Here is a 23,561-nt window from a genome sequence, read left to right as displayed (position 1 = left end):
CTTACAGCTTCAGCAGGTTGGCGTCGTCGACCGAGGCCGAGCGGCGGGCGCGGAAGATCGCCATGATGATGGCGAGGCCCACGACGACCTCCGCGGCTGCGACGACCATGACGAACAGGGCCATGACCTGCCCGTCGAGGGCGCCGTGCATCCGGGAGAAGGTGACGAGGGCGAGGTTCGTCGCGTTGAGCATGAGCTCCACGCCCATGAAGACGATGATCGCGTTGCGTCGCGTCAGCACGGCGGCCGCGCCGATCGCGAAGAGCAGCACCGCGAGGTAGACGTAGTGCATCGGGCTCACTTGGACCGACCCTCCTCGATCTCTCGCTCGATGTGGCGCTCGACGTCCTTGAAGCCGTCGGCGGTGGCGACCTGGTCGCGCGCGACGAGAACGCGCGAGACGGACAGGTCGCTCGGCGTGCCGTCGGGCAGCAGCGCCGGGGTGTCGACCGCGTTGTGGCGGGCGTAGACACCGGGGGCCGGCAGGCCCGCGACGTTCTTGTTCTCGCGGACGCGGCGGGCGGCCCACTCGGCCTGCGTGACCTTCGGCGACAGCCGCTCGCGGTGCGCGAGGACCATGGCGCCGAGGGCGGCCGTGATGAGCAGCGCGGAGGTGACCTCGAAGATCCAGACGTACTGGCCGAAGATCAGCTCGGCCACGCCGGTGATGTTGCCGGTGTCGGCGTTGCTCGCCTCGAGCTTGTCCATGCCGGCCTGCACGCTCGACTGGTCGACGACGACCTGGCCGATCGAGAAGATCAGCACCCCGGCGAGGCCGATGACGAGCAGGAACGAGGCCCAGCGCTGGCCCTTGATCGTCTCGACGACCGAGTCGGACGAGTCGACGCCGACGAGCATGAGGACGAAGAGGAAGAGCATCATCACGGCGCCGGTGTAGACGAACACCTGCACGATGCCGAGGAAGTCGGCCTTCTGCATGATGTAGAAGACCCCGAGGATGACCATGACGACGGCCATGCCAAGGGCTGCGTGGACGGCCTTCCTGGCGAAGAGCAGGCCCAGGGCCGCGATGACGGCGAGCGGGGCGAGCAGCCAGAAGCCGACGGCTTCGGCGGTGGAGGTCACGGGTTGGCCCCTTCCCTGGTCTGTGCTGCGGTGGGGTTCGCCGAGTGCACGAGGTCGTGGGCCCCTGGCACCGCGGCCCCGGCGTTGCCGGGGCGGCCCGCGTCACCGGTCACCGAGGGGACCTCGTCGGCGTCGGAGGCCTCGAAGTCCTCGTCGTCGGTGCGGGCGTCGCGGGCGTCGACGTACGCCTGCTGCGCGTCGGTGTGGCCCGTGACCTTGCCCTGGTAGTAGTCGCGCTCCTCCATGCCGTCGGCCATCGGGAACGGCGGCGGCAGCATCCCGCCCTGCAGCGGCGCCAGGAGCTGGTCCTTGGTGAAGATCAGCTTGCCGCGGTCGTTGTCGGCCAGCTCGTAGAAGTTGGTCATCGTCAGGGCGCGCGTCGGGCAGGCCTCGATGCACAGGCCGCAGAAGATGCAGCGCAGGTAGTTGATCTGGTAGACGCGGCCGTAGCGCTCGCCGGGGCTGAACCGGCCCTTGCCACCCTGGTCGAGCGGGGTGTCGTCGTTGTCGGCGCCCTCGACGAGGATCGCGTCGGCCGGGCACGCCCACGCGCACAGCTCGCACCCGACGCACTTCTCGAGGCCGTCGGGGTGACGGTTGAGCTGGTGGCGCCCGTGGAAGCGCGGCGCGGTGGGCCGGGGCTTCTCGGGGTACTCCTCGGTCGCGACCTTGCGGAACATCGTGCCGAACGACACCCCGAAGCCGGCGACCGGGGCGAAGAGCTCGGACAGGAAGCCCTTGCTGCGCTCGTCCTTGGCGGATCGCTGCTCGCGCGGCGTGCCCACCTCGGAGCCCGGCCGGCCGGCCGGGCTCTGGGGCGACACGTCCTTGCCGACGGTGTCGTCAGCCATGGTCCTCCTCCTTGGCGGTGCTCGAGCTGGTCGAGCTGGTCGTGCTGCCGGTCAGGACCGGCTGGCGGGTCGCGGCCAGGCGCGGGGTGGGCTCGGCCAGGCGCTGGCCGGGCAGCGGCGGCACCGGGTAGCCACCCGCGAACGGGTCGATCTCCTCCGGCGGCGCCTCCTCCTCGGTGGCGGCGCGGGCGGCGCGGCGGTCGTCCCAGATCCAGGCTGCCGCCAGGGCGATCACCGCGACGATGCTGACGATGACGACGGTCGCCACCGACAGCTCACGCCCGGCGATGGTCAGCTTGCTGTCACCGAGGAAGCCGAGCTGCGCGCCGCGGATGAAGGTGACCGCGACGACCCACGCGAGGGTGATCGGGATGAGGAACTTCCAGCCGAAGCGCATGAACTGGTCGTAGCGCACGCGCGGCAGCGAGCCGCGGAGCCAGACGAAGACGAACATGAAGAGCCACAGCTTGGCGGTGAACCACAGCAGGCCCCACCAGCCGCCGCCGAACATGTTGTCGTTGATCGCCGAGATGATCGGCGGGGCCTGCCAGCCACCGAGGAACAGGGTGGTGGCCAGGGCCGAGACGGTGAACATGTTGACGTACTCGCCGAGGAAGAACATCGCGAAGCGCATCGAGGAGTACTCGGTGTGGAAGCCACCGGTGAGCTCGCCCTCGCCCTCGGCGAGGTCGAACGGCAGGCGGTTGGTCTCGCCGACCATCGTGATGAGGTAGACGGCGAAGCTGAAGAACGCCGGGAGGATGTACCAGAGCGAGCTCTGCGCCGAGACGATCGCCGAGGTCGACATCGACCCGCTGTAGAGGAAGATCGCGACGAGCGAGAGGCCCATGGCGATCTCGTAGCTGATGACTTGGGCGGTCGAGCGCAGGCCACCGAGCAGCGGGTAGGTCGAGCCGGAGCTCCAGCCCGCGAGGATGATGCCGTAGACGCCGACGGAGGCGACGGCGAGCACGAGCAGCACGGCCACGGGCACATCGGTGACCTGCAGCGGCGTGTGGTGGCCGAACATCCAGACGGTGCCGCCGAGCGGGATGATCGCGAACGACACGAACGCCATCGTCGCGGCGATGAGCGGCGCGGCGGTGTAGATGAGCTTCTCGGCGTTGGCCGGCGTGATGTCTTCCTTGAGCATCGACTTCATGCCGTCGGCCAGGGTCTGCAGCAGGCCGAAGGGGCCGTTGCGGTTGGGCCCGGGGCGCTGCTGCATGCGGCCGATGACGCGGCGCTCGAACCAGATGACGAGCAGCGTCGAGATGAGCAGGTAGACGAAGATGCCGACGGCCTTGATCAGCGCGATCCACCACGGGGTGTCGCTGAAGTCGGCCGCGGGGTTCTCGGTCGTGGGCAGGGCCGTGGGCAGCGCAGCCGCCAGCCCGTATGCGGTCGCGGCGAGGCTCATGCCGCACCACCCTTCGTGACGTGGACGCGGCCGCCGGCGTCGGTGCCGAGGCCGGTGCGGACGGAGCAGAGTCGCGAGTTGGTCGGGAGCCAGACGACGCCGTCGACCATTCCCTCGGTGACGAGGGCCGGCAGCGTGACGTGCCCGGCCGGGCCGGTGACGGTCACCTCGTCGCCCTCGACGAGGCCGAGCTCGGCGGCCGAGGAGGCCGACAGGCGGGCGACCGGCAGCGGCGCGGTGCCGGCGAGGAACGGCTCGCCGTCCTGCATCCGACCGGCGTCGAGCAGCGTGGACCACGACGCGAGGACGAAGTCGCCCTCACCGGCGGGGGCCGCGGCCGCGCGCTGGCCGGCCGGGGAGCCGGTGGCACGGGCCCCGCCCCACGGGCCGAGAGCCTCGAACTGGGCGTGGATCTCACGCTGGGTGCGGGTCTCGAGGAAGACGCCCATCTCGCTCGCGAGCATGTCGAGGGCGCGGTGGTCGCTGACCTTGTTGGTGTCGAGCGCCTCGTCGAAGGCGCGGACGCGGCCCTCCCAGTTGACGTAGGTGCCGGTCTTCTCGGCCTGCGAGGCCACCGGCAGCACGACGTCGGCGACGGCGGTGACCGGCGACTCGCGCAGCTCGAGCGAGACGACGAACGCCTTCTCGAGCGCGGCGGCAGCGGCCGGGTCGCCGAGGTCGGACGGGTCGACGCCGCCGACGAGCAGCGCCTCGATGTCACCGGAGGCGGCGGCCGCGAGGATGCCGGCCGTGTCGCGGGCCGGCGTGGCCGGGACCTGGTCGACGTCCCACAGTCGGGCGACCTCAGCCCGCGCGGACGCGTCGGAGACGGGACGGCCACCGGGCAGGAGGGCGCCGAGCGCACCGGTCTCCAGGGCACCCCGCTCCCCCGCACGGCGCGGCACCCACGCGAGGCGGGCACCGGTCGTCGTGGCCAGCTCGGCCGCGGCGGCGAGGGCCCCCGGCGAGGTGGCGAGGCGCTCGCCGACGAGCACGATGCCGCCGGCGCCCAGGGCCTCGCGGGCCGCGGCGCCGACCGGCGTGCCGGCCAGGTCGGTCAGGGCAGCCCCCTCGTGACCCGGAACCGTCGGGATGAGCGTGCCGCCCATCTTCTCGAGGCCGCGCGTCACGTGGGACGCGACGGCATACACCCGCGTCTTGTTCCTGCGGAACGCCTTGCGCAGGCGCAGGAAGACGATGGGGCTCTCGTCCTCGGGCTCGAAGCCGACGAGCACGACCGCGGGCGCCTTCTCGAGGTCGGCGTAGGTGACGGCGCCGCCCTCGGGACCCGTGGCAGCCACGTGCTCGGCGAGGAAGGCGACCTCCTCCGCCGAGTGCGGACGGGCGCGGAAGTCGACGTCGTTGGTGCCGAGGACGACGCGCGCGAACTTGCCGTACGCGTACGCGTCCTCCGCCGACACGCGCCCACCGACGAGCACGCCGGCCGCCTTGGCACGGGAGAGTCCGGCAGCGGCGGCGGCGAGGGCCTCGGGCCAGCCGACGACGCGGAGCTCACCGCTCTCGTCGCGGACCATCGGCAGGTCGATTCGGTCGGGCTGCGTGGCGTAGGTGAACGCCCAGCGGCCCTTGTCGCAGTTCCACTCCTCGTTGACCTGCGGGTCCTCGTCCGCGAGGCGTCGCAGCACGACACCGCGGCGGTGGTCGGTGCGCATGGCGCAGCCGCTCGCGCAGTGCTCGCACACCGACGGCGTCGACACGAGGTCGAACGGGCGGCTGCGGAAGCGGTAGGCGGCACCGGTGAGGGCGCCGACCGGGCAGATCTGGACGGTGTTGCCCGAGAAGTAGCTCTCGAACGGCTTGTCCTCGTAGATGCCGATCTGCTGCAGCGCACCGCGCTCGACGAGCGCGATGAACGGGTCACCGGCCACCTGGTCGGAGAAGCGCGTGCAGCGGGCACAGAGCACGCAGCGCTCACGGTCGAGCAGCACCTGCGAGGAGATGTTGATCGGCTTGGGGTAGGTGCGCTTGACGTCCTCGAAGCGCGACACCGGGCGGCCGGCGCTCATCGCCTGGTTCTGCAGGGGGCACTCGCCGCCCTTGTCGCAGACCGGGCAGTCGAGCGGGTGGTTGATGAGCAGCAGTTCCATGACGCCCTGCTGCGCCTTGTCGGCGACCTTGGACGTGTTTTGGGTGTTGACGACCATGCCCTCGGACACCGTCATCGTGCACGAGGCCTGCGGCTTGGGCATCGGGCGGACGTTGCCCTCGCGGTCGGGCATGGCGACGTCGACGAGGCACTGGCGGCACGCGCCGACCGGGTCGAGCAGCGGGTGGTCGCAGAAGCGCGGGATCTCGATCCCGACCTCCTCGGCCGCCCGGATCACGAGCGTGCCCTTGGGCACGCTGACGGGCACGCCGTCGATCGTCAGGCTGACGTGGTCGGGGTTCGCCGGGATCTGGGCGTTGCCGCCCTTGTCGACGGCGTTGCCGCCCGCGGACGGGGAGCTCGTGACGGTCATGCGGACACCATCCCGCTGGACTCCTTGGACTGGGCCTGTGCCTGGACGGGGAAGAGGACCGACTTCTCCGGCGGGAACAGCTCGTGGGCGGGCGTGTGCATGCCGGCCTCGAACTCCTCGCGGAAGTACTGCACGGCCGAGGTGATCGGGCTGGTCGCGGCGTCACCGAGGGCGCAGAAGCTGCGGCCGAGGATGTTGTCGCAGATGTCGACCAGCTTGTCGATGTCGTCCTGCGTGCCCTGGCCGTTCTCGATGCGGTTCATGATCTGGCGCAGCCACCACGTGCCCTCACGGCACGGGGTGCACTTGCCGCACGACTCGTGGGCGTAGAAGTCGGTCCATCGCGCGACGGCGCGCACGACCGAGACCGTCTCGTCGAAGACCTGCAGCGCACGGGTGCCGAGCATCGAGCCGGCCGCGGCGACCGAGTCGAAGTCGAGCGGGACGTCGAGGTGCTCGTCGGTGAAGATCGGGGTGGAGGAGCCACCGGGCGTCCAGAACTTCAGCTTGCGGCCGTCACGCATGCCGCCGGCGAGGTCGATGAGCTCACGCATCGTGATGCCGAGCGGCGCCTCGAACTGGCCGGGGTTGGCCACGTGGCCCGAGAGGCTGAAGATGCCGAAGCCCGTGGACTTCTCGGTGCCCATGCCCTTGAACCAGTCGGAGCCCTCGAGGATGATCCCGGGAACCGAGGCGATGGACTCGACGTTGTTCACCGATGTGGGGCGGGCGTAGAGGCCGGCCGCACCGGGGAACGGCGGCTTGAGGCGCGGCTGGCCGCGGCGGCCCTCGAGCGAGTCGAGCAGCGCCGTCTCCTCACCGCAGATGTACGCGCCGGCGCCGGCGTGCACCGTGATGTCGACCTTGACGCCCTTGCCGCCGACGTTCGTGCCGAGGTAGCCCGCGGCGCGGGCCTCCTCGACCGCGCGCAGCAGACGGCGGTAGACGTGGACGACCTCACCACGGAGGTAGATGAAGGCGTGCTCGCAGCCGATGGCGTACGAGGAGATGATGACGCCCTCGATGAGCGCGTGCGGGTTGGCCATCATGAGCGGGACGTCCTTGCACGTGCCCGGCTCGGACTCGTCGGCGTTGACGACGAGGTAGCGCGGGCCGCCGTCGGGCGGGCTCATGAACGACCACTTCATGCCGGTCGGGAAGCCGGCGCCACCACGACCGCGGATGCTGGAGTCCTTGACGGCGTCGATGATCGCCTGCGGCTCCATCTCGAGCGCCTTGGTGAGGGCCTTGTAGCCGTCGTGGCGCTCGTAGGTCGCGAGGGTCCAGGACTGCGGGTCGTCCCAGAACTTCGTGAGGATGGGGGTCAGGGTGTCGGTCACTTCGCGTCCTTCCCGTCTGCCTTCGCACTCGGGGCACTCTGTGCCCGCTGTGCACCCGGCGCGGCCCAGCCGCGCTCGTTGGCGATCTTGAGGCCGAGCAGCGACGCCGGTCCGGCGCCCACGCCCTCGTCGGCGCGGCCGTCCTCGAAGCCGGCGAGCACCCGCGAGACCTCCTTGAAGGTGCAGACCTTCGCGGCGCCGCGGGTCGGCGTCACGTCCTTGCCGGCGCGCAGGTCGTCGACGAGGCCGATCGTGCTCTCGGGGGTCTGGTTGTCGAAGAACTCCCAGTTGGCCATGACCACCGGCGCGTAGTCGCACGCGGCGTTGCACTCGAGGCGCTCGAGGGTGATCTTGCCGTCCTCGGTGGTCTCGTCGTGACCGATGCCGAGGTGCTCGGAGACGCGGTCGAAGATCAGGTCGCCGCCCATGATCGCGCACAGCGTGTTGGTGCAGACCCCGACGGTGTAGTCGCCGTTGGGGTGGCGCTTGTACTGGGTGTAGAAGGTCGCGACGCCGCTGACCTCGGCCTCGGTGAGGTCGAGGACCTCAGCGCAGAACGCCACGCCGCGGCCCGTGACGTAGCCGTCCACGGACTGCACGAGGTGCAGCAACGGCAGCAGCGCCGAGCGCTTCTGTGGGTAGCGGGCGATGACCTCGGCGGCATCCGCGTGCAGGCGCTCGAGGACGTCGGCGGCATACGGCGCCTTCGACTCGGGGCTCACGTGCAGGAAGCCCGAGGCGTCGTGGCCAGCACTCATCGGTCCACACCTCCCATGACGGGGTCGATCGAGGCCACGGCGACGATGACGTCGGCGATCTGGCTGCCTTCGCACATGGCGGCCACGGCCTGCAGGTTGTTGAAGCTCGGGTCGCGGAAGTGCGCCCGGTAGGGGCGGGTGCCGCCGTCGGAGACCAGGTGGCAGCCGAGCTCGCCCTTGGCGGACTCGACGGCCTGGTAGACCTGGCCCGGCGGGACGCGGAAGCCCTCGGTGACGAGCTTGAAGTGGTGGATGAGCGACTCCATCGAGCTGCCCATGATCTCGCGGATGTGGTCGAGGCTGTTGCCGAGGCCGTCGCTGCCGAGCGCGAGCTGCGCCGGCCAGGCGATCTTCTTGTCCTCGACCATGACCGGACCGGGGTTGTCCTGGAGGCGGTCGGTGGCCTGCTCGATGATCTTCAGCGACTCGTACATCTCGTCGATGCGGATGCGCAGGCGGCCGTAGGCGTCCTGGCTCGTGCGCGTGATGACGTCGAAGTCGTACGTCTCGTAGCCGCAGTAGGGGTCGAGCTTGCGAAGGTCGTGCGGCAGGCCGGTCGAGCGCAGCACCGGGCCGGTGATGCCCAGGGCCATGCAGCCGGCGAGGTCGAGCACGCCGACGTCGACGGTGCGGCCCTTGAGGATCGGGTTCTCGTTGAGCAGCGCCTCGAGCTCACCGAGGCCGCGGCGGACCTGCGGGACCATCTCGCGCAGCGCGTCGATCGAGCCGGGCGGCAGGTCCTGGGCCACACCGCCGGGGCGGATGTAGGCGTTGTTCATGCGCAGGCCGGTGATCATCTCGATGACGCGCAGCAGGCGCTCGCGCTCACGGAAGGCGACGGTCATGACGGTCGTCGCGCCCATCTCCATGCCACCGGTGCCGAGGGCGATCAGATGGCTGCTGATGCGCGTCATCTCCATCATGAGCACGCGGATGACGCTGGCGCGCTCGGGGATCTGCTCGGTGACGCCGAGCAGCTTCTCGATGGCGAGGCAGTAGGCCGCCTCCTGGAACATGGGCGTGAGGTAGTCCATGCGCGTGCAGAACGTGACGCCCTGCACCCAGCTGCGGTACTCCATGTTCTTCTCGATGCCGGTGTGGAGGTAGCCGATGCCCGCGCGGGCCTCGGTCACCGTCTCACCGTCGATCTCGAGGATCAGGCGCAGCACGCCGTGCGTCGACGGGTGCTGGGGACCCATGTTGACCACGATGCGCTCCTCGCCGAGCGAGGTCGCCTCGTCGACGAGGTCGTTCCAGTCGCCACCGGAGGCGTTGAAGACGTGGGCGCCCTCGCTGGCCTGCTCGTCGGCGGTCGACGTGGCGTAGATGTCGTTGGCGCCGTGCTCGGGCACCTCGGTCTGGGTGAACTCGGTGTGGGTGCTCATCAGTTGTACGACCTCCGCTGGTCCGGCGGCGGGACCGTGGCCCCCTTGTACTCGACGGGGATGCCGCCGAGGGGGTAGTCCTTCCGCTGCGGGTGGCCCGGCCAGTCGTCGGGCATGAGGATTCGGGTGAGGGCCGGGTGGCCGTCGAACTCGATGCCGAACATGTCCCACGTCTCGCGCTCGTGCCAGTCGTTGGCCGGGTAGATCGAGACGATCGAGGGGATGTGGCGGTCGTCGTCGGGGCAGGTGACCTCGAGCCGGACCCGCCTGCCACCGTGGGTGATCGACAGGAGGTGGTAGACCGCGTGCAGCTCCTCGCCGGTGCGCTCGGGGTAGTGCACCCCGGACACACCGGTGCAGATCTCGAAGCGCAGCGACGGGTCGTCGCGCAGCACCCGGGCCACGGCCGGCAGGTGCTGGCGGCGCACGCGGATCGTCATCTCCCCGCGGTCGATGACGACACGCTCGACGGCCTCCGCGTAGGAGGCGCTGCCGCCGACGAGGCCTCGCTCGAGGTTGTCGGCGATCTCGTCGAAGTAGCCGCCGTAGGGGCGCGAGGCCGCTCCGGCGATGAGGATCGGGCGCTGCAGGCGGGAGTAGCCGGTGGTGTCGCCACCCTGCGTGACGCCGAACATGCCGTGGCGCACGCCGACGACCTCGGGCTCGAAGCCCGCTGCGGCGTCCTGGCGGACCTCGACCTCGTGCGGCGTGAGGCCCGAGCTCTGCGTCTTGGTGGTGTCGGCGGTCACCGCGGGCGCGGCGTCCTTCTTCTCGTTGCCCTTCTCGGTGCCCTCGCCGGGCTCGGCGGCGTCGCTCATGCCAGCAGGCCCTTCATCTGGTGCGTCGGCGTCGCGGAGAGCGCGGCGGCCTCGGCCGCCTTGGCGGCCTCCTCGCGGTTGACGCCGAGGGGCGAGGTCTCGATCTGGTGGTGCAGCTCGATGATCGCGTTGAGCAGCATCTGCGGCCGTGGCGGGCAGCCGGGCAGGTAGATGTCGACCGGGACGATGTGGTCGACGCCCTGCACGATCGCGTAGTTGTTGAACATGCCGCCCGAGCTCGCGCAGACGCCCATCGCGATGACCCACTTGGGGTTGGGCATCTGGTCGTAGACCTGGCGCACGACCGGGGCCATCTTCTGGCTGACGCGGCCGGCCACGATCATCAGGTCGGCCTGGCGCGGCGTCGCCGAGAAGCGCTCCATGCCGAAGCGGGCGATGTCGTAGTCGGGGGTGCCGACGGCCATCATCTCGATGGCGCAGCACGCGAGGCCGAAGGTCGCGGGCCAGATCGAGGCCTTGCGCATGTAGCCGGCCAGGCCCTCGACGGTCGAGAGCAGGAACCCGGACGGGAGCTTCTCTTCGAGACCCATTGCTTACTCCTTAACTTTCCTGACGAACCCGGTGGACGCGTACCGCTTCACGCGGTGCGGACCGCAGGGTCAGTCCCACTCCAGGCCGCCGCGGCGCCACACGTAGGCGTACGCGACGAAGACCGTGAGGATGAACAGGACCATCTCGACCAGCGCGAAGAGGCCGAGCTTGTTGAAGGCCACCGCGAACGGATAGAGGAAGACCGACTCGATGTCGAAGATGATGAAGAGCATCGCCGTCAGGTAGTACTTGATCGGCACGCGCCCTCCGCCGGCCGCCTGGGGCGACGGCTGGATGCCGCACTCGTAGGCCTCGAGCTTGGCGCGGTTGTAGCGCTTGGGCCCGACGACGAGCGAGGTGAAGACCGACAGCGCGGCGAACGCGAAGCCGAGACCCAGCATGAACAGGATCGGGACGTAGGAGTTCATCCGAGGTCGCGTGCCTTTCGGTCGTGCTTGACGTGCGAAGCAGGGGCGCAGGTGCGCAGCGCACCCATCCTATGGGCGCAGTGAATGATTGTGCTCGGCGTCACAAGCCGGTCGGCACCCGGGGTGCTCATGCGCTCGGCGCCAGACGCGAGAGGGTGGTGATGAGCCGGTCGGCCGCGCCCTTGCCCATCGGGTCGGCGAGGTTGGCCATGATCTTGAGCAGCAACGGCATGAGCCTCGTGCGGGGCAGGCCGTACTTCGTCGCGAGGCGCATCACCTCGGGGTTGCCGATGGCGTGGGCGAACCAGCGGCCGAGCGTGAAGTAGCCGCCGAGCTCGTCCTTCATGACCTTGGGGTATGCCGCCAGCACCCGCTCGCGCTCGGCGTCGCCCGGGCGGGCCATCGCCTGGGCGATGAGCTCCGCCCCGAGGCGGGCGGCCTCGAGGGCGTAGTCGATGCCCTCACCGTTGAACGGGTTGACCATGCCGCCGGAGTCCCCGACGAGGAGCAGCCCGTCGGCGTAGAGCGGGGTGCGGTTGAAGCCCATGGGCAGGGCGGCCCCGCGGATCGGCCCGGCGCTCTCGTCGTGCTCCAGCTCCCACTCCGGGAAGATGTCCTCGACCCACCGACGCATGACGTCCTTGTAGTCGGTCTTCTGGAAGGCCGAGGTGGTGTCGAGGGTGCCGAGACCGACGTTGGTGCGGCCGTCCTCGAGCGGGAAGAGCCAGCCGTAGCCGGGCATGAGGATGCGGTTGCCGTCGTCGTCGTGGGTCCACAGCTCGAGGTGGCTCTCGAGGTAGTCGTCACGCTTGGGAGTCGTGTAGTACGCGCGGACGGCCACGCCCATGACGCGGTCCTCGCGCTTGGGCCGGCCCACAGCGGTGGCGACGCGGCTCGAGACGCCGTCGCTGGCGACGACGACGGGCGCGCGGTAGGTGACGGTCTCGCCCGTGGCCCGGCCGGCGTCGTCGAGGCGCTTGGCCGTGACGCCGGAGACGCGGCCCGAGGCGTCGCGCACCGGTGCGGTGACACTGGTGCGCTCGTGGAGCAGCGCCCCCTTCCGCTCCGCGTGGCGGGCGAGGGTCTCGTCGAGCTGGGCGCGGGTGCGGACCATGCCGTAGCCGGGGAAGGCGTCGGACTCGGGCCAGTCGAGCTGCAGCGTGTGTCCGCCGCCCTTGATGCGCAGGCCCTTGGTGCGCTGCCAGCCCGTCGTGTCGACGCCGAGGGAGATGAGCTCTTTGGTGGCGCGCGGGGTCAGGCCGTCGCCGCAGATCTTGTCGCGCGGGAAGGCCGACTTCTCGAGGAGGACGACATCGAGGCCGTGGTCGGCGAGGTACGCGGCTGTCGCGCTGCCACCGGGACCGGCACCGACGACGATGACGTCGGCCCGCTCGACGGGTGCATCGCCACCCCGTGAGGGGCTGGGCGCGACGCTCGAACTGGACATGTCTCCCTGCACGCTTCCGAACCGCTTGTGAAGATCTTCACGAACTCTCCGGGAAGTGTATTCCCGCAGATTGTCCATGTCAGATAAGGCATACCTAAGTCTCGACACCCCACCCGTCGAGAGGCCACGAACGGCCCCTTTCCCACCGTCGAGAGGCCACGTCTGGCCCCTCTCACCACGTCGAGAGGCCACGTGTGGCCCGGGCGGGCGGTCGGCATACGCCCTCGGTGGAGCTCGCTCAGCGCTTCGTGCCGTGGTGCAGCGCGACGATCCCGCCGGTCAGGTTGGTCCACCCGACCTGCTGCCAGCCGGCGGCCTCGACGATGCCGGCGAGCTCGCCCTGCGGCGGCCAGGCCCGGATCGACTCGGCGAGGTAGACGTAGGACTCCGGGTTGCTCGACGTGCGCCGCGCCACCGGCGGCAGCGCCCGCATCAGGTAGTTCGTGTAGACGGTGCGGAAGACTGGGTTGACCGGCTGGCTGAACTCGCAGACGAGCAGGCGCCCTCTGGGCTTGGTGACCCGGAGGAACTCGCGCAGCGCAGTGGCCGGGTCGGCGACGTTGCGCAGCCCGAAGCTCATCGTCACGACGTCGAAGCTCTCGTCGGCGAACGGCAGGCTCATCGCGTCGGCGGCGGTGAACGCCATGTCGGGGCGTCGGCGGTGGCCCACGCGCAGCATGCCGAGCGAGAAGTCGGCCGGGACGACCTCGATCTCCTGGTCGGCCCACGGCTCGCTGGAGGTGCCGGTGCCGGCGGCGATGTCGAGGATCCGCTCCCCCGGCTGCGCGTCGACGGCCTTGACGACGGCCCGGCGCCACAGGCGGTCCTGGCCGAGCGAGAGCACGTCGTTGGTCACGTCGTACTTCTCGGCGACGGTGTCGAACATCGACGCGACGTCGACCGGCTTCTTGTCCAGCTGCGCACGGGTCATGCGCTCATCCTCGCACCACGGGCGACCACGCCCGGTGCGGGCGCGGCCCCGCCGTAGAGTTGCAGTCGATGTCCACGCTCCCAGCCCCCGACGAGCCGTCCCTTGCCGCGACACCCTCGGTCGTCGTCCGCACGGTGCCGATCCCGGCCGACGCCCCGCTCCTCGCGTACCTGCCCTCGGGCCTAGCGCACGACGAGCTGCTCTCGTGGGTGCGCCGCGGCGAGGGGCTGGTCGGCTGGGGAGCGGCCCTGACCTTCGAGGCGTCCGGCGCCGACCGGTTCCGCGAGGCCGAGCAGTGGTGGCGCGAGGTGTGCGGCCGCGCGGTGGTGCGCGACGACGTGCAGCTGGCCGGCAGCGGGCTGGTCTGCTTCGGCTCCTTCCCGTTCGCCGCCGACTCGGCCCAGCAGGCCCGTCTCGTCGTGCCGTCGACCATCGTGGGCCGCCGCGACGGACGCACCTGGCTCACCGATGTCTCGCTCGGCCCGCAGCTGCCTTCGCTCGAGACGCCCTCTGTCGCAGAAGATCCCGAGCCCCCGCTCGACGTTGCTTTTGCCGACGGGGCCGTGTCCCCGGCCGACTACGCCCACGCCGTCGCGCAGGCGGTGCAGCGCATCGCGGCCGGCGACGTCGACAAGGTCGTCCTCGCCAGGGACCTCGTGGCGACCTCGTCGGCGCCGATCGACCCACGCTGGCTGCTGCGCCGGCTCGCCGACCGCTACGAGAACACATGGGTCTTCTCCGTCGCCGGGCTCGTGGGCGCCACACCCGAGCTGCTCGTGCGCCGCGACAAGGGCCTGATCACCTCGCGCGTCCTCGCAGGCACCATCCGCCGCACCGGAGACGACGCCAAGGACCTCGCCCTCGCCGCCTCGCTCGCGCGCTCGTCGAAGGACCTCGAGGAGCACGAGTACGCCGTCCGCTCGGTCGCGGAGGCCCTGGCGCCCCACTCCTCCTCCATGAACGTGCCCGAGGCCCCGTTCGTGCTGCACCTGCCGAACGTCATGCACCTGGCCACCGACGTCGCGGCGGTCGGCGTCGACGGCGCCTCGTCGCTGACGCTCGCGGCCGCGCTGCACCCGTCGGCCGCGGTGGGCGGCACGCCGACCGACCGGGCCGTCGCGCTGATCGGCGAGCTCGAGCACATGGACCGCGGCCGCTACGCCGGCCCCGTCGGCTGGATGGACGCCCACGGCGACGGCGCCTGGGGCATCGCGCTGCGCAGCGGCGCGCTCGACCCGCGGGACTCCTCGCAGATCACGCTGTATGCCGGGTGCGGCATCGTCGCCGGGTCGGACCCCGACTCCGAGGTGGCCGAGTCCGACGCCAAGCTCGTGCCGATGCGCGACGCCCTGGCGAGCGACTGAGGCCGCGCCGTGGCGAGCGACCGTGCGGCGAGCGCCCTCGCGCTCGAGGTGCTGCAGCAGCTGTGGCTCGGGGGCGTGCGCGACGTCGTGCTCTCCCCCGGCTCGCGGTCGGCCCCCTTCGCCCTGGCTCTCGACGCTGCTGACCGGGCCGGTGACCTGCGCCTGCACGTGCGCGTCGACGAGCGCTCCGCCGGCTTCCTCGCCCTCGGGCTCGCGACCGGCTCACGGCGCCCGGTGGCCGTGGTCACGACGTCGGGCACGGCCGTCGGCAACCTGCTGCCGGCCGTGATGGAGGCGCACCACACCGGACGGCGGCTCGTCGTCGTCAGCGCCGACCGTCCGGACCGGCTGCGCGGCACGGGCGCCAACCAGACCACCGAGCAGGCCGGCATCTTCGGCACCTTCGCGCCGTGCCACGACCTGTCGTCCGAGGTCGCCTCCGCGGATCTCAGTCGCATTGCGGCACAGGCCTGTTCGCGGCCCGGTCCGACGCAGCTCAACGTGCAGCTGGACGGCGACCTCCTGCCACCACCCGCGCATCCGGACTCGTGGTGGCAGCGCCCCGAAACCCACGCCATGGCGCAGTTGCAGGCGGATTCCGACCCGCAGGCCGCCGGAAACCGCGCCACGGCGCAGTTGCAGTCCGGGGGCTCGGTCGGGCCCGGCGTGGAGCCGTCCGTGTCGGTGCCAACCGACGGTGAGCTGCTCCCCCTCGGCCCGCGCACGGTCGTGGTGGCCGGGGACGACGCGGGCCCTGCAGCGCGGCTGCTCGCAGAGTCGGCCGGCTGGCCGCTCGTCGCCGAGCCGACCTCCGGGGCGCGCATCGGCGGCCAGGCCCTGCGCACGGGCCGGCTGCTGCTCACCACCGCCCTGCGCGACGAGGTCGAGCGCGTCGTGGTCGTCGGTCACCCGACCCTGTCGCGCCCGGTCACGAGCCTCATCAGCGACCCGGCGCTCGAGGTGCTCTCGGTGCGCGGGCGCAGCGGCGTCGCGACCGACCCGGGCCGCGTGGCCCGCGTCCTCGACCTCGTGCCCCGCGTCGACCGGCCCGACGACGCCGCCTGGTTCCAGCGGTGGCAGTCCGCGGACCAGCGCCTGTCCGACCTGATCGACTCGGAACTGGCTGCGCGCCAGAGCCCGTCACGCGAGACTGGCACCGCCGGCAACGCTTCGCCACTGGCAGTGGCAGCGGTCGTCGGGGCCGCCGTCGGGGCCGAGACGACGCTCGTGGTGGGCTCGTCCAACGCGGTCCGCGACCTCGACGTCATGGCCACCCCGTGGCCCCCGCTCCAGCACCGCTTCGTGGTCGGCAACCGTGGCCTCGCAGGCATCGACGGCATGGTGTCCAGCGCGGTGGGCATCGCGCTCGGCCGCCCACGTGCGGCCCGCACCATCGCCTACCTCGGCGACCTGACGTTCCTGCACGACACCAACGGCCTGCTCATCGGCCCCCGAGAGCCGCGCCCCGACCTGACGCTCGTGGTGCTGAGCGACGACGGGGGCGCCATCTTCAGCACCCTCGAGCAGGGCGGCCCGGACTACGCCGACGCCTTCGAGCGCGTCTTCGCGACCCCGCACGGCACCGATCTCGCGGCGCTGTGCGCGGCGCACCACACGGCATACGAACGCGTCGACGACCTCGCTCGCCTGGCCCACGCCCTGGCCGAGTCGCCCTCTGGCATCAGGGTTCTCGAGGTCCCCGTCTCGAGATCCGACCGGCGGGCCGAGGCGGCGTGGCTGCGCCGGCTGGCCCGGCAGGCCGTGCCGTAGCGCAGCCTGCCTCAGCCGCCCTGGCCGCGGCCGGCCAGCACCGCGTGGCAGCGGACGAGGCGATCGCGCCACCACTGCCGCCGGTCCGGCGGCGCCGCGAGCGCCGCGAGGGCCTCGGGTTCGGGAACCGCGCGGCCGACGCCCAGCAACCCGCCCGCCGGCCGCCACGGGACCGCCGCCACGTCGCGCTCGAACAACCCGACCGTGCCCAGCCCGCAGGCGTGCTCCAGGCTGGGAAGCGCCGCCGCCAGGGCCACACCGGCGGCGATGCCGACACTCGTGTCGAGGGCCGACGACACGACTGCGGGCAGGCCGCACGCGTGCACGACCTCGAGCGCGGGCGCCACCCCTCCCAGGGGCGCCACCTTCACGATGACGACGTCGGCCGCGCCGAGCCGGGCCACCCGGATCGGGTCCTCCGCCTTGCGGATGGACTCGTCGGCCGCGATGGGCACGTCGATCCCGTTGCGGGCCAGTGCGGTTCGCAGCTCGACGAGCTCCTCGACCGAGGCGCAGGGCTGCTCTGCGTACTCGAGGTCGTATGCCGTGAGCCTCCTCAGCGCCTCCGTCGCCGTCGCCACGTCCCACCCGCCGTTGGCATCGACCCTGATCCGCGCCGAGGCCCCCATCGCCGACCTGACCGCGGCCACCCGGTCGATGTCGTCGTCCAGCCTCTGGCCGCGCTCGGCGACCTTGACCTTCGCCGTGGTGCACCCGTCGAAGCGGGCGAGCACCTCGGGCACGCGGTCGGGACCGATGGCCGGAACGGTGGCGTTGACGGGCACGGCCTCGCGCACGGGAGCCGGCCACCCGGCATACGCACTCTCGATCGCGGCGGCGAGCCAGCGCGCGGACTCGGCGTCGGCGTACTCGACGAAGGGGCTGAACTCCCCCCAGCCGGAGGAACCTTCGAGCAGGAGCGCCTCCCGGACGTCGACTCCCCGGAAGCGAACCCTCATCGGCAGGGCCACGACGTGGGCACCCGAGAGGAGGTCGTCGACCGGCGGCAGCGTCGTCATGCCCCCATCATCACCGACCGTCACCGGCGCACGTCGGGGGCGTCAGCGGGTGGGGAAGGCCTCGTGGCGGTCGCGGGTCGGGTCGGGCTCGGAGGTGCCGGTGGACGGGTTCTGCAGCGGGTCACGGCGGTGCCGCGAGGCCCGGCCGCACCCGTGGCCGTGGCCGTGGAGGTGGCGGCCGGCGTACGGCAGCCACCACAGGAGGCCGACGAGCCACCAGAGCCCGTGCCCCGACGGGCCGAGCGCGATCGCAATGAGCACGATCCCGGCGATGATCAGGTTGCGTGGTGCGAACACGTCGGTCTCCTCCGTCGATGCCGTCGACGGGACCGGTCGGTCCCGCGGTCCTTCGACGATAGGCACCGGGAGGGCAGGCGACCCGGCCCCTCTGTCAGGACCTCCCCCTGACAGATGTCACGCCCGGCTCGCCCCCGAGGTGAGCGGGCCGAGGACGACGTCGGCGGGGTTGTCGACGGCGACGGCGATGCGGTCACGGAAGAGCTGGCGCATGTCCGGCAGGGCGTCGAGCGGGAACCAGCGCGCGTCGGTGGACTCGTCGTCACCGGGGCGCGGGTCTCCCGAGACCCAGCGGCAGCGGAACGTGTGGTCGAGGTACTGCGCGAGGTCACCGTTCTGGTGCGTCACGACGTCGCTCGTGGACACCCACACCAGTCGCTCGACCTCGGCGACGACGCAGGCCTCCTCCTCGACCTCGCGGGTCGCGGTGACGTGCGGCTCCTCGCCCGGGTCGACGATGCCGGTCACGGGGGTCCACTGGCCGTTGTCGCTGCGCCGCACGAGCAGCACCTCGTCGGCACCGTCACGACTCTCACGCAGCACGACCGCCGTCACTCCCGGCATCCACAGCAGCTCGCGGCCGACCATGGAGCGCAGGTGGACGACGTAGGGAGGGATCGGCATACGGGCGACCCTAACCCCGAGAACGCCCGCGGATAGGGTCGCTCCGTGAGCAGCGAGCCGAGCCAGAGCGCCGTTTCCGAGATCTTCGACCCGAGCGAGTGGGCGCCCGTCGAGGGCTTCGACCTCACCGACATCACCTACCACCGGCGGCGTCCCGTGGCCGGCCGGCCGCACGCCGAGTCGGGCGTCGTGCGCATCGCCTTCAACCGGCCCGAGGTGCTCAACGCGTTCCGCCCACACACCGTCGACGAGCTCTACCGCGCCCTCGACCACGCCCGCATGACGCCCGATGTCGGGGTCGTGCTCCTCACCGGCAACGGTCCCTCACCCAAGGACGGCAAGTGGGCGTTCTGCTCGGGTGGTGACCAGCGCATCCGCGGACGGTCGGGCTACCAGTACGCCGAGGGCGAGACGGCCGACACCGTCGACCAGGCGCGGGTCAAGGCCCAGGGTGGCCGACTGCACATCCTCGAGGTGCAGCGCCTCATCCGCACGATGCCCAAGGTCGTCATCGCCGTCGTGGGCGGGTGGGCGGCCGGTGGCGGGCACTCCCTCCACGTCGTCTGCGACCTCACCATCGCCAGCCGCGAGCACGCCCGGTTCAAGCAGACCGACGCCGACGTCGGCAGCTTCGACGCCGGCTACGGCAGCGCCTACCTCGCCAAGATGGTCGGCCAGAAGTTCGCCCGCGAGATCTTCTTCCTGGGGCGCACCTACTCCGCCGAGGACATGCAGCGGATGGGCGCGGTGAACATCGTCGCCGACCACGCCGACCTCGAGAAGGAGGCGTTGCAGGTCGCCACCGAGATCATGGGCAAGAGCCCGCAGGCGCAGCGGATGCTCAAGTTCGCCTTCAACCTCACCGACGACGGCCTCATGGGCCAGCAGGTCTTCGCCGGCGAGGCGACGCGCCTGGCCTACATGACCGACGAGGCCATCGAGGGCCGCGACCAGTTCCTCGAGAAGCGCGAGCCGGACTGGTCGCCCTTCCCCTGGTACTTCTGAGCACCGATCGCGTATGCCGTCCCGCCGCGTCCCCGGGGCGCGCGCGATTCGGTCGCGCTGCGTCGACGGCCGCGGTGACACCGGGACAGGGCAGGATGTTGCCGTGCCTCCCAGCGACGAACGCCGCGCCGACGGCCGCCGCGCCGGCGCTCGTCGACGCCCGGCGACGAACGGGATGCGCGCCGCCGGACGAGGAGTGCGCCGAGCAGCCGCGGGAACGGCCAGGGCCACGGCGCGGACCGGCCGGTTCGCGGCGGCCAAGGCCCACGCGTACACCCACGCCGGCGGCGCCGGCGAGAGCGGCCTCGCGCGGCTGACCGAGCTGCACGGCAGCCACACCGCCGGCGACACGATCATGACGCTGGCCCTCGCGGGCACGCTCTTCTTCAACCCCCAGACAGCGCAGGCCCGCAGCGACGTCGCCACCTTCCTGCTGCTGACGATGGTGCCGTTCGTCCTCGTGGCGCCGCTCATCGGGCCGCTGCTCGACCGCTTCTCGCACGGGCGGCGCTGGGCGATCGGCACGACGCTCGCCCTGCGGGCGTTCCTGTGCTGGGTGCTCGCCGACGCCATCACGTCCGACAGCGCCTGGCTCTTCCCGGCGGCGCTCGGCTGCCTCGTGGCCTCCCGCGCCTACACCATCACGCGCGCCGCGGCGGTGCCCCGCCTCCTCCCGGCCGGGACCACCCTGGTGCTGGCCAACTCACGCGTCTCGATGGCCGGCGTGGTCGGGGCCGTGCTGGGCGGTGCGCTCGGCGGCCTCGCGATGCTTGCCGGGCCGGCCTGGGCGCTGCGCCTGGCCTTCGTCGTGTTCGTGCTCGCCACCGTGCAGGCGATCCGGCTGCCCGCCCGCGTCGACTCCTCGGCCGGGGAGCTCTCCCTCGACGACACCGTCCCCATCCGCGTGGCCGCGGGCTCCGACGCCCTGACGGTGGACTCGCTCGGTCCGATCGGGCGCTTCCGCCGTCGCAAGCAGGCCCTGCCCTGGCCCGTCAAGCACGCCCTGTGGTCGACCGGGGGCACCCGCGTGCTCACCGGCTTCGTCATCATGTTCCTGGCGTTCCTCGCCAAGGAACATGCCATCGACGGCATCCGCGGCGAGGTGGTCCTCGGGATCGTCGCGGTCACGATCGGCGTCGGCAACGGCCTCGGCAGCGTCGTCGGCAACGTCGTGCACGACCAGCGACCCGAGCGCGTCGCCCTGGCCTCGGTGCTGGCCGCCACCGCCTGCTGCGTCGCGGCCGGTGTCTGGTACGGCGTGTGGACCCTCGCCCTGCTCGGCTTCGTGCAGGGCCTGTCCGCCCAGCTGTCCAAGCTGTGCTTCGACGCACTCGTGCAGCGGGACGTCCCCGAGAACGTCCGCACGTCGGTCTTCGCGTGGTCCGAGACGATGCTGCAGATGCTCTGGGTGCTCGGTGGCGCCCTCGGCATCGTGCTGCCCCTCAACCCCTACGTCGGGTTCCCCGTCTGCGCTGCAGTGCTCGTGTGGACCGTCGCCATGGCCGTCCGACAGCGCCGGCACGGTCGACCCACCACCTCCCCGAGAGCGAGACCCGCCTGATGGCCGCGCCGTCCCCCCGCCCGCTCGCGATCCCGGCCGGGCCCGAGGTCCTCGACGTCATGCCGGCGCTCGAGACCGCCCTCGCCGGCCGTGCCCCCGTGCTGCCGTATGCCGCCGCCGACCCGCCGCCGACCGTGCCGTCCCACGACCCGGCGACACTCCCCGAGGGCCTCGCGGTCGCCATCGGCACCTCCGGCTCCACCGGACGGCCCAAGCGCGCCCTGCTGACCGCCGACGCGCTGGAGCGGTCGGCCTGGGCCACCCACCAGGTGCTCGGCGGCAGCGGCGCGTGGCTGCTCGCCATGCCCGCCCACCACATCGCGGGCCTGCAGGTGCTGCTGCGCTCCGTCGCCTCGGGTGTCATGCCGACGGTGCTCGACCTGCGCGGCGGGTTCTCGGTCGAGGCCTTCACTGCCGCCGCCGGTCGCGTCCGCCCGACCCGCGCGGCTCCCCGCCGCTACACGGCGCTGGTGCCCACCCAGCTCTCACGTCTCGTGGACGACCCGTTGGGCGTCGCGGCCCTGCGCAGCTTCGACGGCGTGCTCGTCGGGGGCGCGGCCACCCCACGGGCACTCGTCGAGCGGGCCCAGGCCCTCGGGGTGGTCCTCAGCCTCACCTACGGCATGAGCGAGACGGCCGGCGGGTGCGTCTACGACGGGGTGCCGCTGCCCGTGAGCCGGGTCCACGTCGACAACGACCGCCACGTCGTCCTCGGTGGCGACACCGTCGCCCACGGCTACCTCGGCGAGCCGGAGCTCAGCCGCGACGCGTTCACGACCGACCCCGACCAGGTGCGCTGGTTCCGCACCGACGACCTCGGCCACTTCGACGACGACGGCCTGCTCGTCATCGACGGACGCGCCGACGACGTCATCAACACCGGCGGCCTCAAGGTCAACCCCGGTGTCGTCGAGGACGCCATCAGCCGCCACCTCGACGAGATCCTCGATGTCGTCGTCGTCGGTCTCCCCGACCCCGAGTGGGGAGAGGCGGTGTGCGCCGCCGTGACGCTCGCCGACCCCGCCCGGACGCTCACCACTCGCGACGTGCGCGAGCGGCTGCGCGGCATACTCCCCGATCCGGCACTCCCCCGACGGGTGGTCGTCCTCGACGCCATCCCGCAGCGAGGGCCGGGCAAGCCCGACCGCACCGCCATCCGACGCAGCGTCGGAGAGCGGGCCTGAGCGGTGGCAAGATGTAGGTGCCCCACCTGCTGAAGGAGATCACCGTGCTGCGCGTCGTGTTCGTCGCCCTCGTGGTCTTCGCGTCGATCTATGCGATCGTCGACTGCCTGCAGACCGACCGGCGACTCGTGCGCGTCATGCCCAAGGCGGTGTGGCTGCTCGCGGCCCTCGTGCCCGTCGTCGGTCCCGTCTTCTGGCTCGTGGCCGGGCGCACCGACGCCCGGGGCGGTCCCGGACGTGCGCCGCGCGGGCCGAAGCGGGGGCCGGGGCGCCAGCCGCCGCCCGGACCCCGCGGTCCCGACGACGACCCCGACTTCCTCCGCAAGCTGTAGAAGGACGCCCCGAAACCCAATGGCCACCCTGTCCCAGTGGATCGAGGGCGCCCGCCCCCGCACGCTGCCCGCCGCCGTCTCCCCCATCCTCGTCGGCACCGGCGCCGCCTACCAGACGGGTCACATCGTCTGGGCGTATGCCGTCCTCGCCCTCGTCGTGGCCCTCGCCCTCCAGGTCGGGGTGAACTACGCCAACGACTACTCCGACGGCGTGCGCGGCACCGACGAGGTCCGGGTGGGTCCCGTCCGCCTCGTGGGCCAGCGGCTCGCCGACCCGCGCTCGGTGAAGATCGCGGCCTTCGCCTGCTTCTTCTTCGCCGGGCTCATGGGTCTGGCGCTCGTCGGGCTCTCCGGCGTGTGGATCATGATCCCGATCGGCGCGGCCGCCATCGTGGCCGCGTGGTACTACACCGGTGGCTCCCGGCCCTACGGCTACCTCGGCCTCGGTGAGCTCTTCGTCTTCGTCTTCTTCGGGCTCGTCGCGACGCTGGGCACCATGGCGACCATGACCCCGCTGACGGCCGCCGGCTGGTGGGGCGCCATCGGGGTCGGCTCGCTGTCCTCGGCCATCCTCGTCGCCAACAACCTGCGCGACGTCCCGACCGACCGTGAGCACGGCAAGCGCACCCTCGCGGTGCGGATGGGTGAGCCGGCCACCCGGGTCTTCTACGTCGTGCTGGTGGCCGTCGCGTTCGTCATGACGGGCCTGGCGTCGTTCACCTCGCCGTGGGCGCTCCTGGCCGTGCTGGCCGCGCCGCTCATCGTGCGGCCCGTGCAGGCGGTGGTCGGGCGCGCCACCGGTCGCGGCCTGATCCCCGCCCTGGCCGGCACGGGGCAGTTCCTGCTCGCGTGGTCGCTGCTGCTCGCGATCGGCCTCGGTCTCGGTCGCCCCTGACGTCTGGGCGCGCC

The 23,561-nt window shown here is 71.8% G+C and carries 23 protein-coding genes; 7 read left to right on the top strand and 16 right to left on the bottom strand.

Annotation, left to right across the window (positions count from 1 at the left end; genetic code table 11):
- Window position 1 precedes the first annotated feature (1 nt).
- The 13 genes from nuoK to AB0316_RS14265 form a co-directional block, all read right to left on the bottom strand.
- On the bottom strand, window positions 2–301 hold the full coding sequence (nuoK, locus tag AB0316_RS14325; RefSeq protein ID WP_045186985.1) for an NADH-quinone oxidoreductase subunit NuoK: 300 nt from the start codon (window positions 299–301) through the stop codon (window positions 2–4).
- Complete coding sequence (locus tag AB0316_RS14320) at window positions 298–1,086, bottom strand: NADH-quinone oxidoreductase subunit J (protein WP_366273691.1); 789 nt, start codon at window positions 1,084–1,086, stop codon at window positions 298–300. The genes nuoK and AB0316_RS14320 overlap by 4 nt, the downstream gene beginning before the upstream one ends.
- Complete coding sequence (gene nuoI, locus AB0316_RS14315) at window positions 1,083–1,937, bottom strand: NADH-quinone oxidoreductase subunit NuoI (protein WP_366273690.1); 855 nt, start codon at window positions 1,935–1,937, stop codon at window positions 1,083–1,085. Before nuoI ends, AB0316_RS14320 begins: the two co-directional genes overlap by 4 nt.
- On the bottom strand, window positions 1,930–3,357 hold the full coding sequence (gene nuoH, locus AB0316_RS14310; protein ID WP_366273689.1) for an NADH-quinone oxidoreductase subunit NuoH: 1,428 nt from the start codon (window positions 3,355–3,357) through the stop codon (window positions 1,930–1,932). The genes nuoI and nuoH overlap by 8 nt, the downstream gene beginning before the upstream one ends.
- On the bottom strand, window positions 3,354–5,837 hold the full coding sequence (locus AB0316_RS14305) for an NADH-quinone oxidoreductase subunit G (RefSeq protein ID WP_366273688.1): 2,484 nt from the start codon (window positions 5,835–5,837) through the stop codon (window positions 3,354–3,356). The genes nuoH and AB0316_RS14305 overlap by 4 nt, the downstream gene beginning before the upstream one ends.
- Entirely contained in the window at window positions 5,834–7,177 is a 1,344-nt protein-coding gene (gene nuoF, locus AB0316_RS14300) for an NADH-quinone oxidoreductase subunit NuoF (RefSeq protein WP_366273687.1), read from the bottom strand. The genes AB0316_RS14305 and nuoF overlap by 4 nt, the downstream gene beginning before the upstream one ends.
- A complete protein-coding gene (gene nuoE, locus AB0316_RS14295) occupies window positions 7,174–7,935 on the bottom strand; it encodes an NADH-quinone oxidoreductase subunit NuoE (RefSeq protein ID WP_366273686.1) in 762 nt (253 codons plus the stop codon). The genes nuoF and nuoE overlap by 4 nt, the downstream gene beginning before the upstream one ends.
- Window positions 7,932–9,320, bottom strand: a complete 1,389-nt coding sequence (locus tag AB0316_RS14290) for an NADH-quinone oxidoreductase subunit D (RefSeq protein WP_366273684.1) — start codon at window positions 9,318–9,320, stop codon at window positions 7,932–7,934. Before AB0316_RS14290 ends, nuoE begins: the two co-directional genes overlap by 4 nt.
- A complete protein-coding gene (locus AB0316_RS14285; protein WP_366273683.1) occupies window positions 9,320–10,138 on the bottom strand; it encodes an NADH-quinone oxidoreductase subunit C in 819 nt (272 codons plus the stop codon). The genes AB0316_RS14290 and AB0316_RS14285 overlap by 1 nt, the downstream gene beginning before the upstream one ends.
- A complete protein-coding gene (locus tag AB0316_RS14280; protein ID WP_366273682.1) occupies window positions 10,135–10,689 on the bottom strand; it encodes an NADH-quinone oxidoreductase subunit B family protein in 555 nt (184 codons plus the stop codon). The genes AB0316_RS14285 and AB0316_RS14280 overlap by 4 nt, the downstream gene beginning before the upstream one ends.
- Window positions 10,690–10,758: 69 nt before the next feature.
- Entirely contained in the window at window positions 10,759–11,118 is a 360-nt protein-coding gene (locus AB0316_RS14275) for an NADH-quinone oxidoreductase subunit A (protein ID WP_366273681.1), read from the bottom strand.
- Window positions 11,119–11,245: 127 nt separating this feature from the next.
- Window positions 11,246–12,565, bottom strand: coding sequence for a geranylgeranyl reductase family protein (locus AB0316_RS14270; protein WP_366273680.1), 1,320 nt, complete (start codon window positions 12,563–12,565; stop codon window positions 11,246–11,248).
- 238 nt (window positions 12,566–12,803) lie between these two features.
- Complete coding sequence (locus tag AB0316_RS14265) at window positions 12,804–13,496, bottom strand: demethylmenaquinone methyltransferase (protein ID WP_366273679.1); 693 nt, start codon at window positions 13,494–13,496, stop codon at window positions 12,804–12,806.
- A gap of 68 nt (window positions 13,497–13,564) precedes the next feature.
- Between AB0316_RS14265 and AB0316_RS14260 the strand changes: the two genes are divergently transcribed.
- Both AB0316_RS14260 and menD read left to right on the top strand, forming a co-directional pair.
- The gene (locus AB0316_RS14260; protein WP_366273678.1) at window positions 13,565–14,860 is read left to right on the top strand and encodes an isochorismate synthase; all 1,296 of its coding nucleotides are present in this window, start codon (window positions 13,565–13,567) and stop codon (window positions 14,858–14,860) included.
- A gap of 9 nt (window positions 14,861–14,869) precedes the next feature.
- Window positions 14,870–16,630: a 2-succinyl-5-enolpyruvyl-6-hydroxy-3-cyclohexene-1-carboxylic-acid synthase gene (gene menD / locus AB0316_RS14255; RefSeq protein WP_366273677.1), complete on the top strand. Its 1,761-nt coding sequence runs from the start codon at window positions 14,870–14,872 to the stop codon at window positions 16,628–16,630.
- 11 nt (window positions 16,631–16,641) lie between these two features.
- Here the strand turns inward: menD and AB0316_RS14250 are convergent, their stop codons facing one another.
- The 3 genes from AB0316_RS14250 to AB0316_RS14240 all read right to left on the bottom strand — a co-directional run bounded on the left by AB0316_RS14250 (window position 16,642) and on the right by AB0316_RS14240 (window position 18,570).
- Window positions 16,642–17,649 carry an o-succinylbenzoate synthase gene (locus tag AB0316_RS14250; protein ID WP_366273676.1) on the bottom strand — a complete coding sequence of 336 codons (1,008 nt, stop codon included), beginning with the start codon at window positions 17,647–17,649 and terminating at the stop codon, window positions 16,642–16,644.
- A gap of 42 nt (window positions 17,650–17,691) precedes the next feature.
- Complete coding sequence (locus AB0316_RS14245; RefSeq protein ID WP_366273675.1) at window positions 17,692–17,946, bottom strand: hypothetical protein; 255 nt, start codon at window positions 17,944–17,946, stop codon at window positions 17,692–17,694.
- A gap of 117 nt (window positions 17,947–18,063) precedes the next feature.
- Window positions 18,064–18,570, bottom strand: coding sequence for an NUDIX domain-containing protein (locus AB0316_RS14240; RefSeq protein WP_366273674.1), 507 nt, complete (start codon window positions 18,568–18,570; stop codon window positions 18,064–18,066).
- A gap of 45 nt (window positions 18,571–18,615) precedes the next feature.
- Between AB0316_RS14240 and AB0316_RS14235 the strand changes: the two genes are divergently transcribed.
- The 5 genes from AB0316_RS14235 (at window position 18,616) to AB0316_RS14215 (ending at window position 23,547) form a co-directional block, all read left to right on the top strand.
- Window positions 18,616–19,575: a 1,4-dihydroxy-2-naphthoyl-CoA synthase gene (locus AB0316_RS14235; protein WP_366273673.1), complete on the top strand. Its 960-nt coding sequence runs from the start codon at window positions 18,616–18,618 to the stop codon at window positions 19,573–19,575.
- 103 nt (window positions 19,576–19,678) lie between these two features.
- Window positions 19,679–21,136: an MFS transporter gene (locus AB0316_RS14230; protein WP_366273672.1), complete on the top strand. Its 1,458-nt coding sequence runs from the start codon at window positions 19,679–19,681 to the stop codon at window positions 21,134–21,136.
- Window positions 21,136–22,320 (top strand): o-succinylbenzoate--CoA ligase, encoded by a 1,185-nt coding sequence (gene menE, locus AB0316_RS14225; RefSeq protein ID WP_366273671.1) that lies wholly within the window; start codon window positions 21,136–21,138, stop codon window positions 22,318–22,320. The genes AB0316_RS14230 and menE overlap by 1 nt, the downstream gene beginning before the upstream one ends.
- A gap of 17 nt (window positions 22,321–22,337) precedes the next feature.
- Entirely contained in the window at window positions 22,338–22,652 is a 315-nt protein-coding gene (locus AB0316_RS14220; protein WP_366273670.1) for a PLD nuclease N-terminal domain-containing protein, read from the top strand.
- A 19-nt stretch (window positions 22,653–22,671) separates the two neighbouring features.
- Window positions 22,672–23,547: a 1,4-dihydroxy-2-naphthoate polyprenyltransferase gene (locus tag AB0316_RS14215; RefSeq protein ID WP_366273669.1), complete on the top strand. Its 876-nt coding sequence runs from the start codon at window positions 22,672–22,674 to the stop codon at window positions 23,545–23,547.
- Window positions 23,548–23,561 lie beyond the last annotated feature (14 nt).

It is taken from the genome of Terrabacter sp. NPDC080008 (assembly GCF_040702505.1).
Classification (GTDB): domain Bacteria; phylum Actinomycetota; class Actinomycetes; order Actinomycetales; family Dermatophilaceae; genus Terrabacter.
This window is presented reverse-complemented; position numbering and strand designations above follow the sequence as displayed.

Bases quoted from the DNA above. Each gene is read 5' to 3' on its own strand.
- nuoI (WP_366273690.1), bottom strand. From the start codon at position 1,937: ATGGCTGACGACACCGTCGGCAAGGACGTGTCGCCCCAGAGCCCGGCC.
- nuoH (WP_366273689.1), bottom strand. From the start codon at position 3,357: ATGAGCCTCGCCGCGACCGCATACGGGCTGGCGGCTGCGCTGCCCACG.
- AB0316_RS14305 (WP_366273688.1), bottom strand. From the start codon at position 5,837: ATGACCGTCACGAGCTCCCCGTCCGCGGGCGGCAACGCCGTCGACAAG.
- nuoE (WP_366273686.1), bottom strand. From the start codon at position 7,935: ATGAGTGCTGGCCACGACGCCTCGGGCTTCCTGCACGTGAGCCCCGAG.
- AB0316_RS14290 (WP_366273684.1), bottom strand. From the start codon at position 9,320: ATGAGCACCCACACCGAGTTCACCCAGACCGAGGTGCCCGAGCACGGC.
- AB0316_RS14285 (WP_366273683.1), bottom strand. From the start codon at position 10,138: ATGAGCGACGCCGCCGAGCCCGGCGAGGGCACCGAGAAGGGCAACGAG.
- AB0316_RS14280 (WP_366273682.1), bottom strand. From the start codon at position 10,689: ATGGGTCTCGAAGAGAAGCTCCCGTCCGGGTTCCTGCTCTCGACCGTC.
- AB0316_RS14275 (WP_366273681.1), bottom strand. From the start codon at position 11,118: ATGAACTCCTACGTCCCGATCCTGTTCATGCTGGGTCTCGGCTTCGCG.
- AB0316_RS14270 (WP_366273680.1), bottom strand. From the start codon at position 12,565: ATGTCCAGTTCGAGCGTCGCGCCCAGCCCCTCACGGGGTGGCGATGCA.
- AB0316_RS14265 (WP_366273679.1), bottom strand. From the start codon at position 13,496: ATGACCCGTGCGCAGCTGGACAAGAAGCCGGTCGACGTCGCGTCGATG.
- AB0316_RS14260 (WP_366273678.1), top strand. From the start codon at position 13,565: ATGTCCACGCTCCCAGCCCCCGACGAGCCGTCCCTTGCCGCGACACCC.
- AB0316_RS14250 (WP_366273676.1), bottom strand. From the start codon at position 17,649: ATGACGACGCTGCCGCCGGTCGACGACCTCCTCTCGGGTGCCCACGTC.
- AB0316_RS14240 (WP_366273674.1), bottom strand. From the start codon at position 18,570: ATGCCGATCCCTCCCTACGTCGTCCACCTGCGCTCCATGGTCGGCCGC.
- menE (WP_366273671.1), top strand. From the start codon at position 21,136: ATGGCCGCGCCGTCCCCCCGCCCGCTCGCGATCCCGGCCGGGCCCGAG.
- AB0316_RS14215 (WP_366273669.1), top strand. From the start codon at position 22,672: ATGGCCACCCTGTCCCAGTGGATCGAGGGCGCCCGCCCCCGCACGCTG.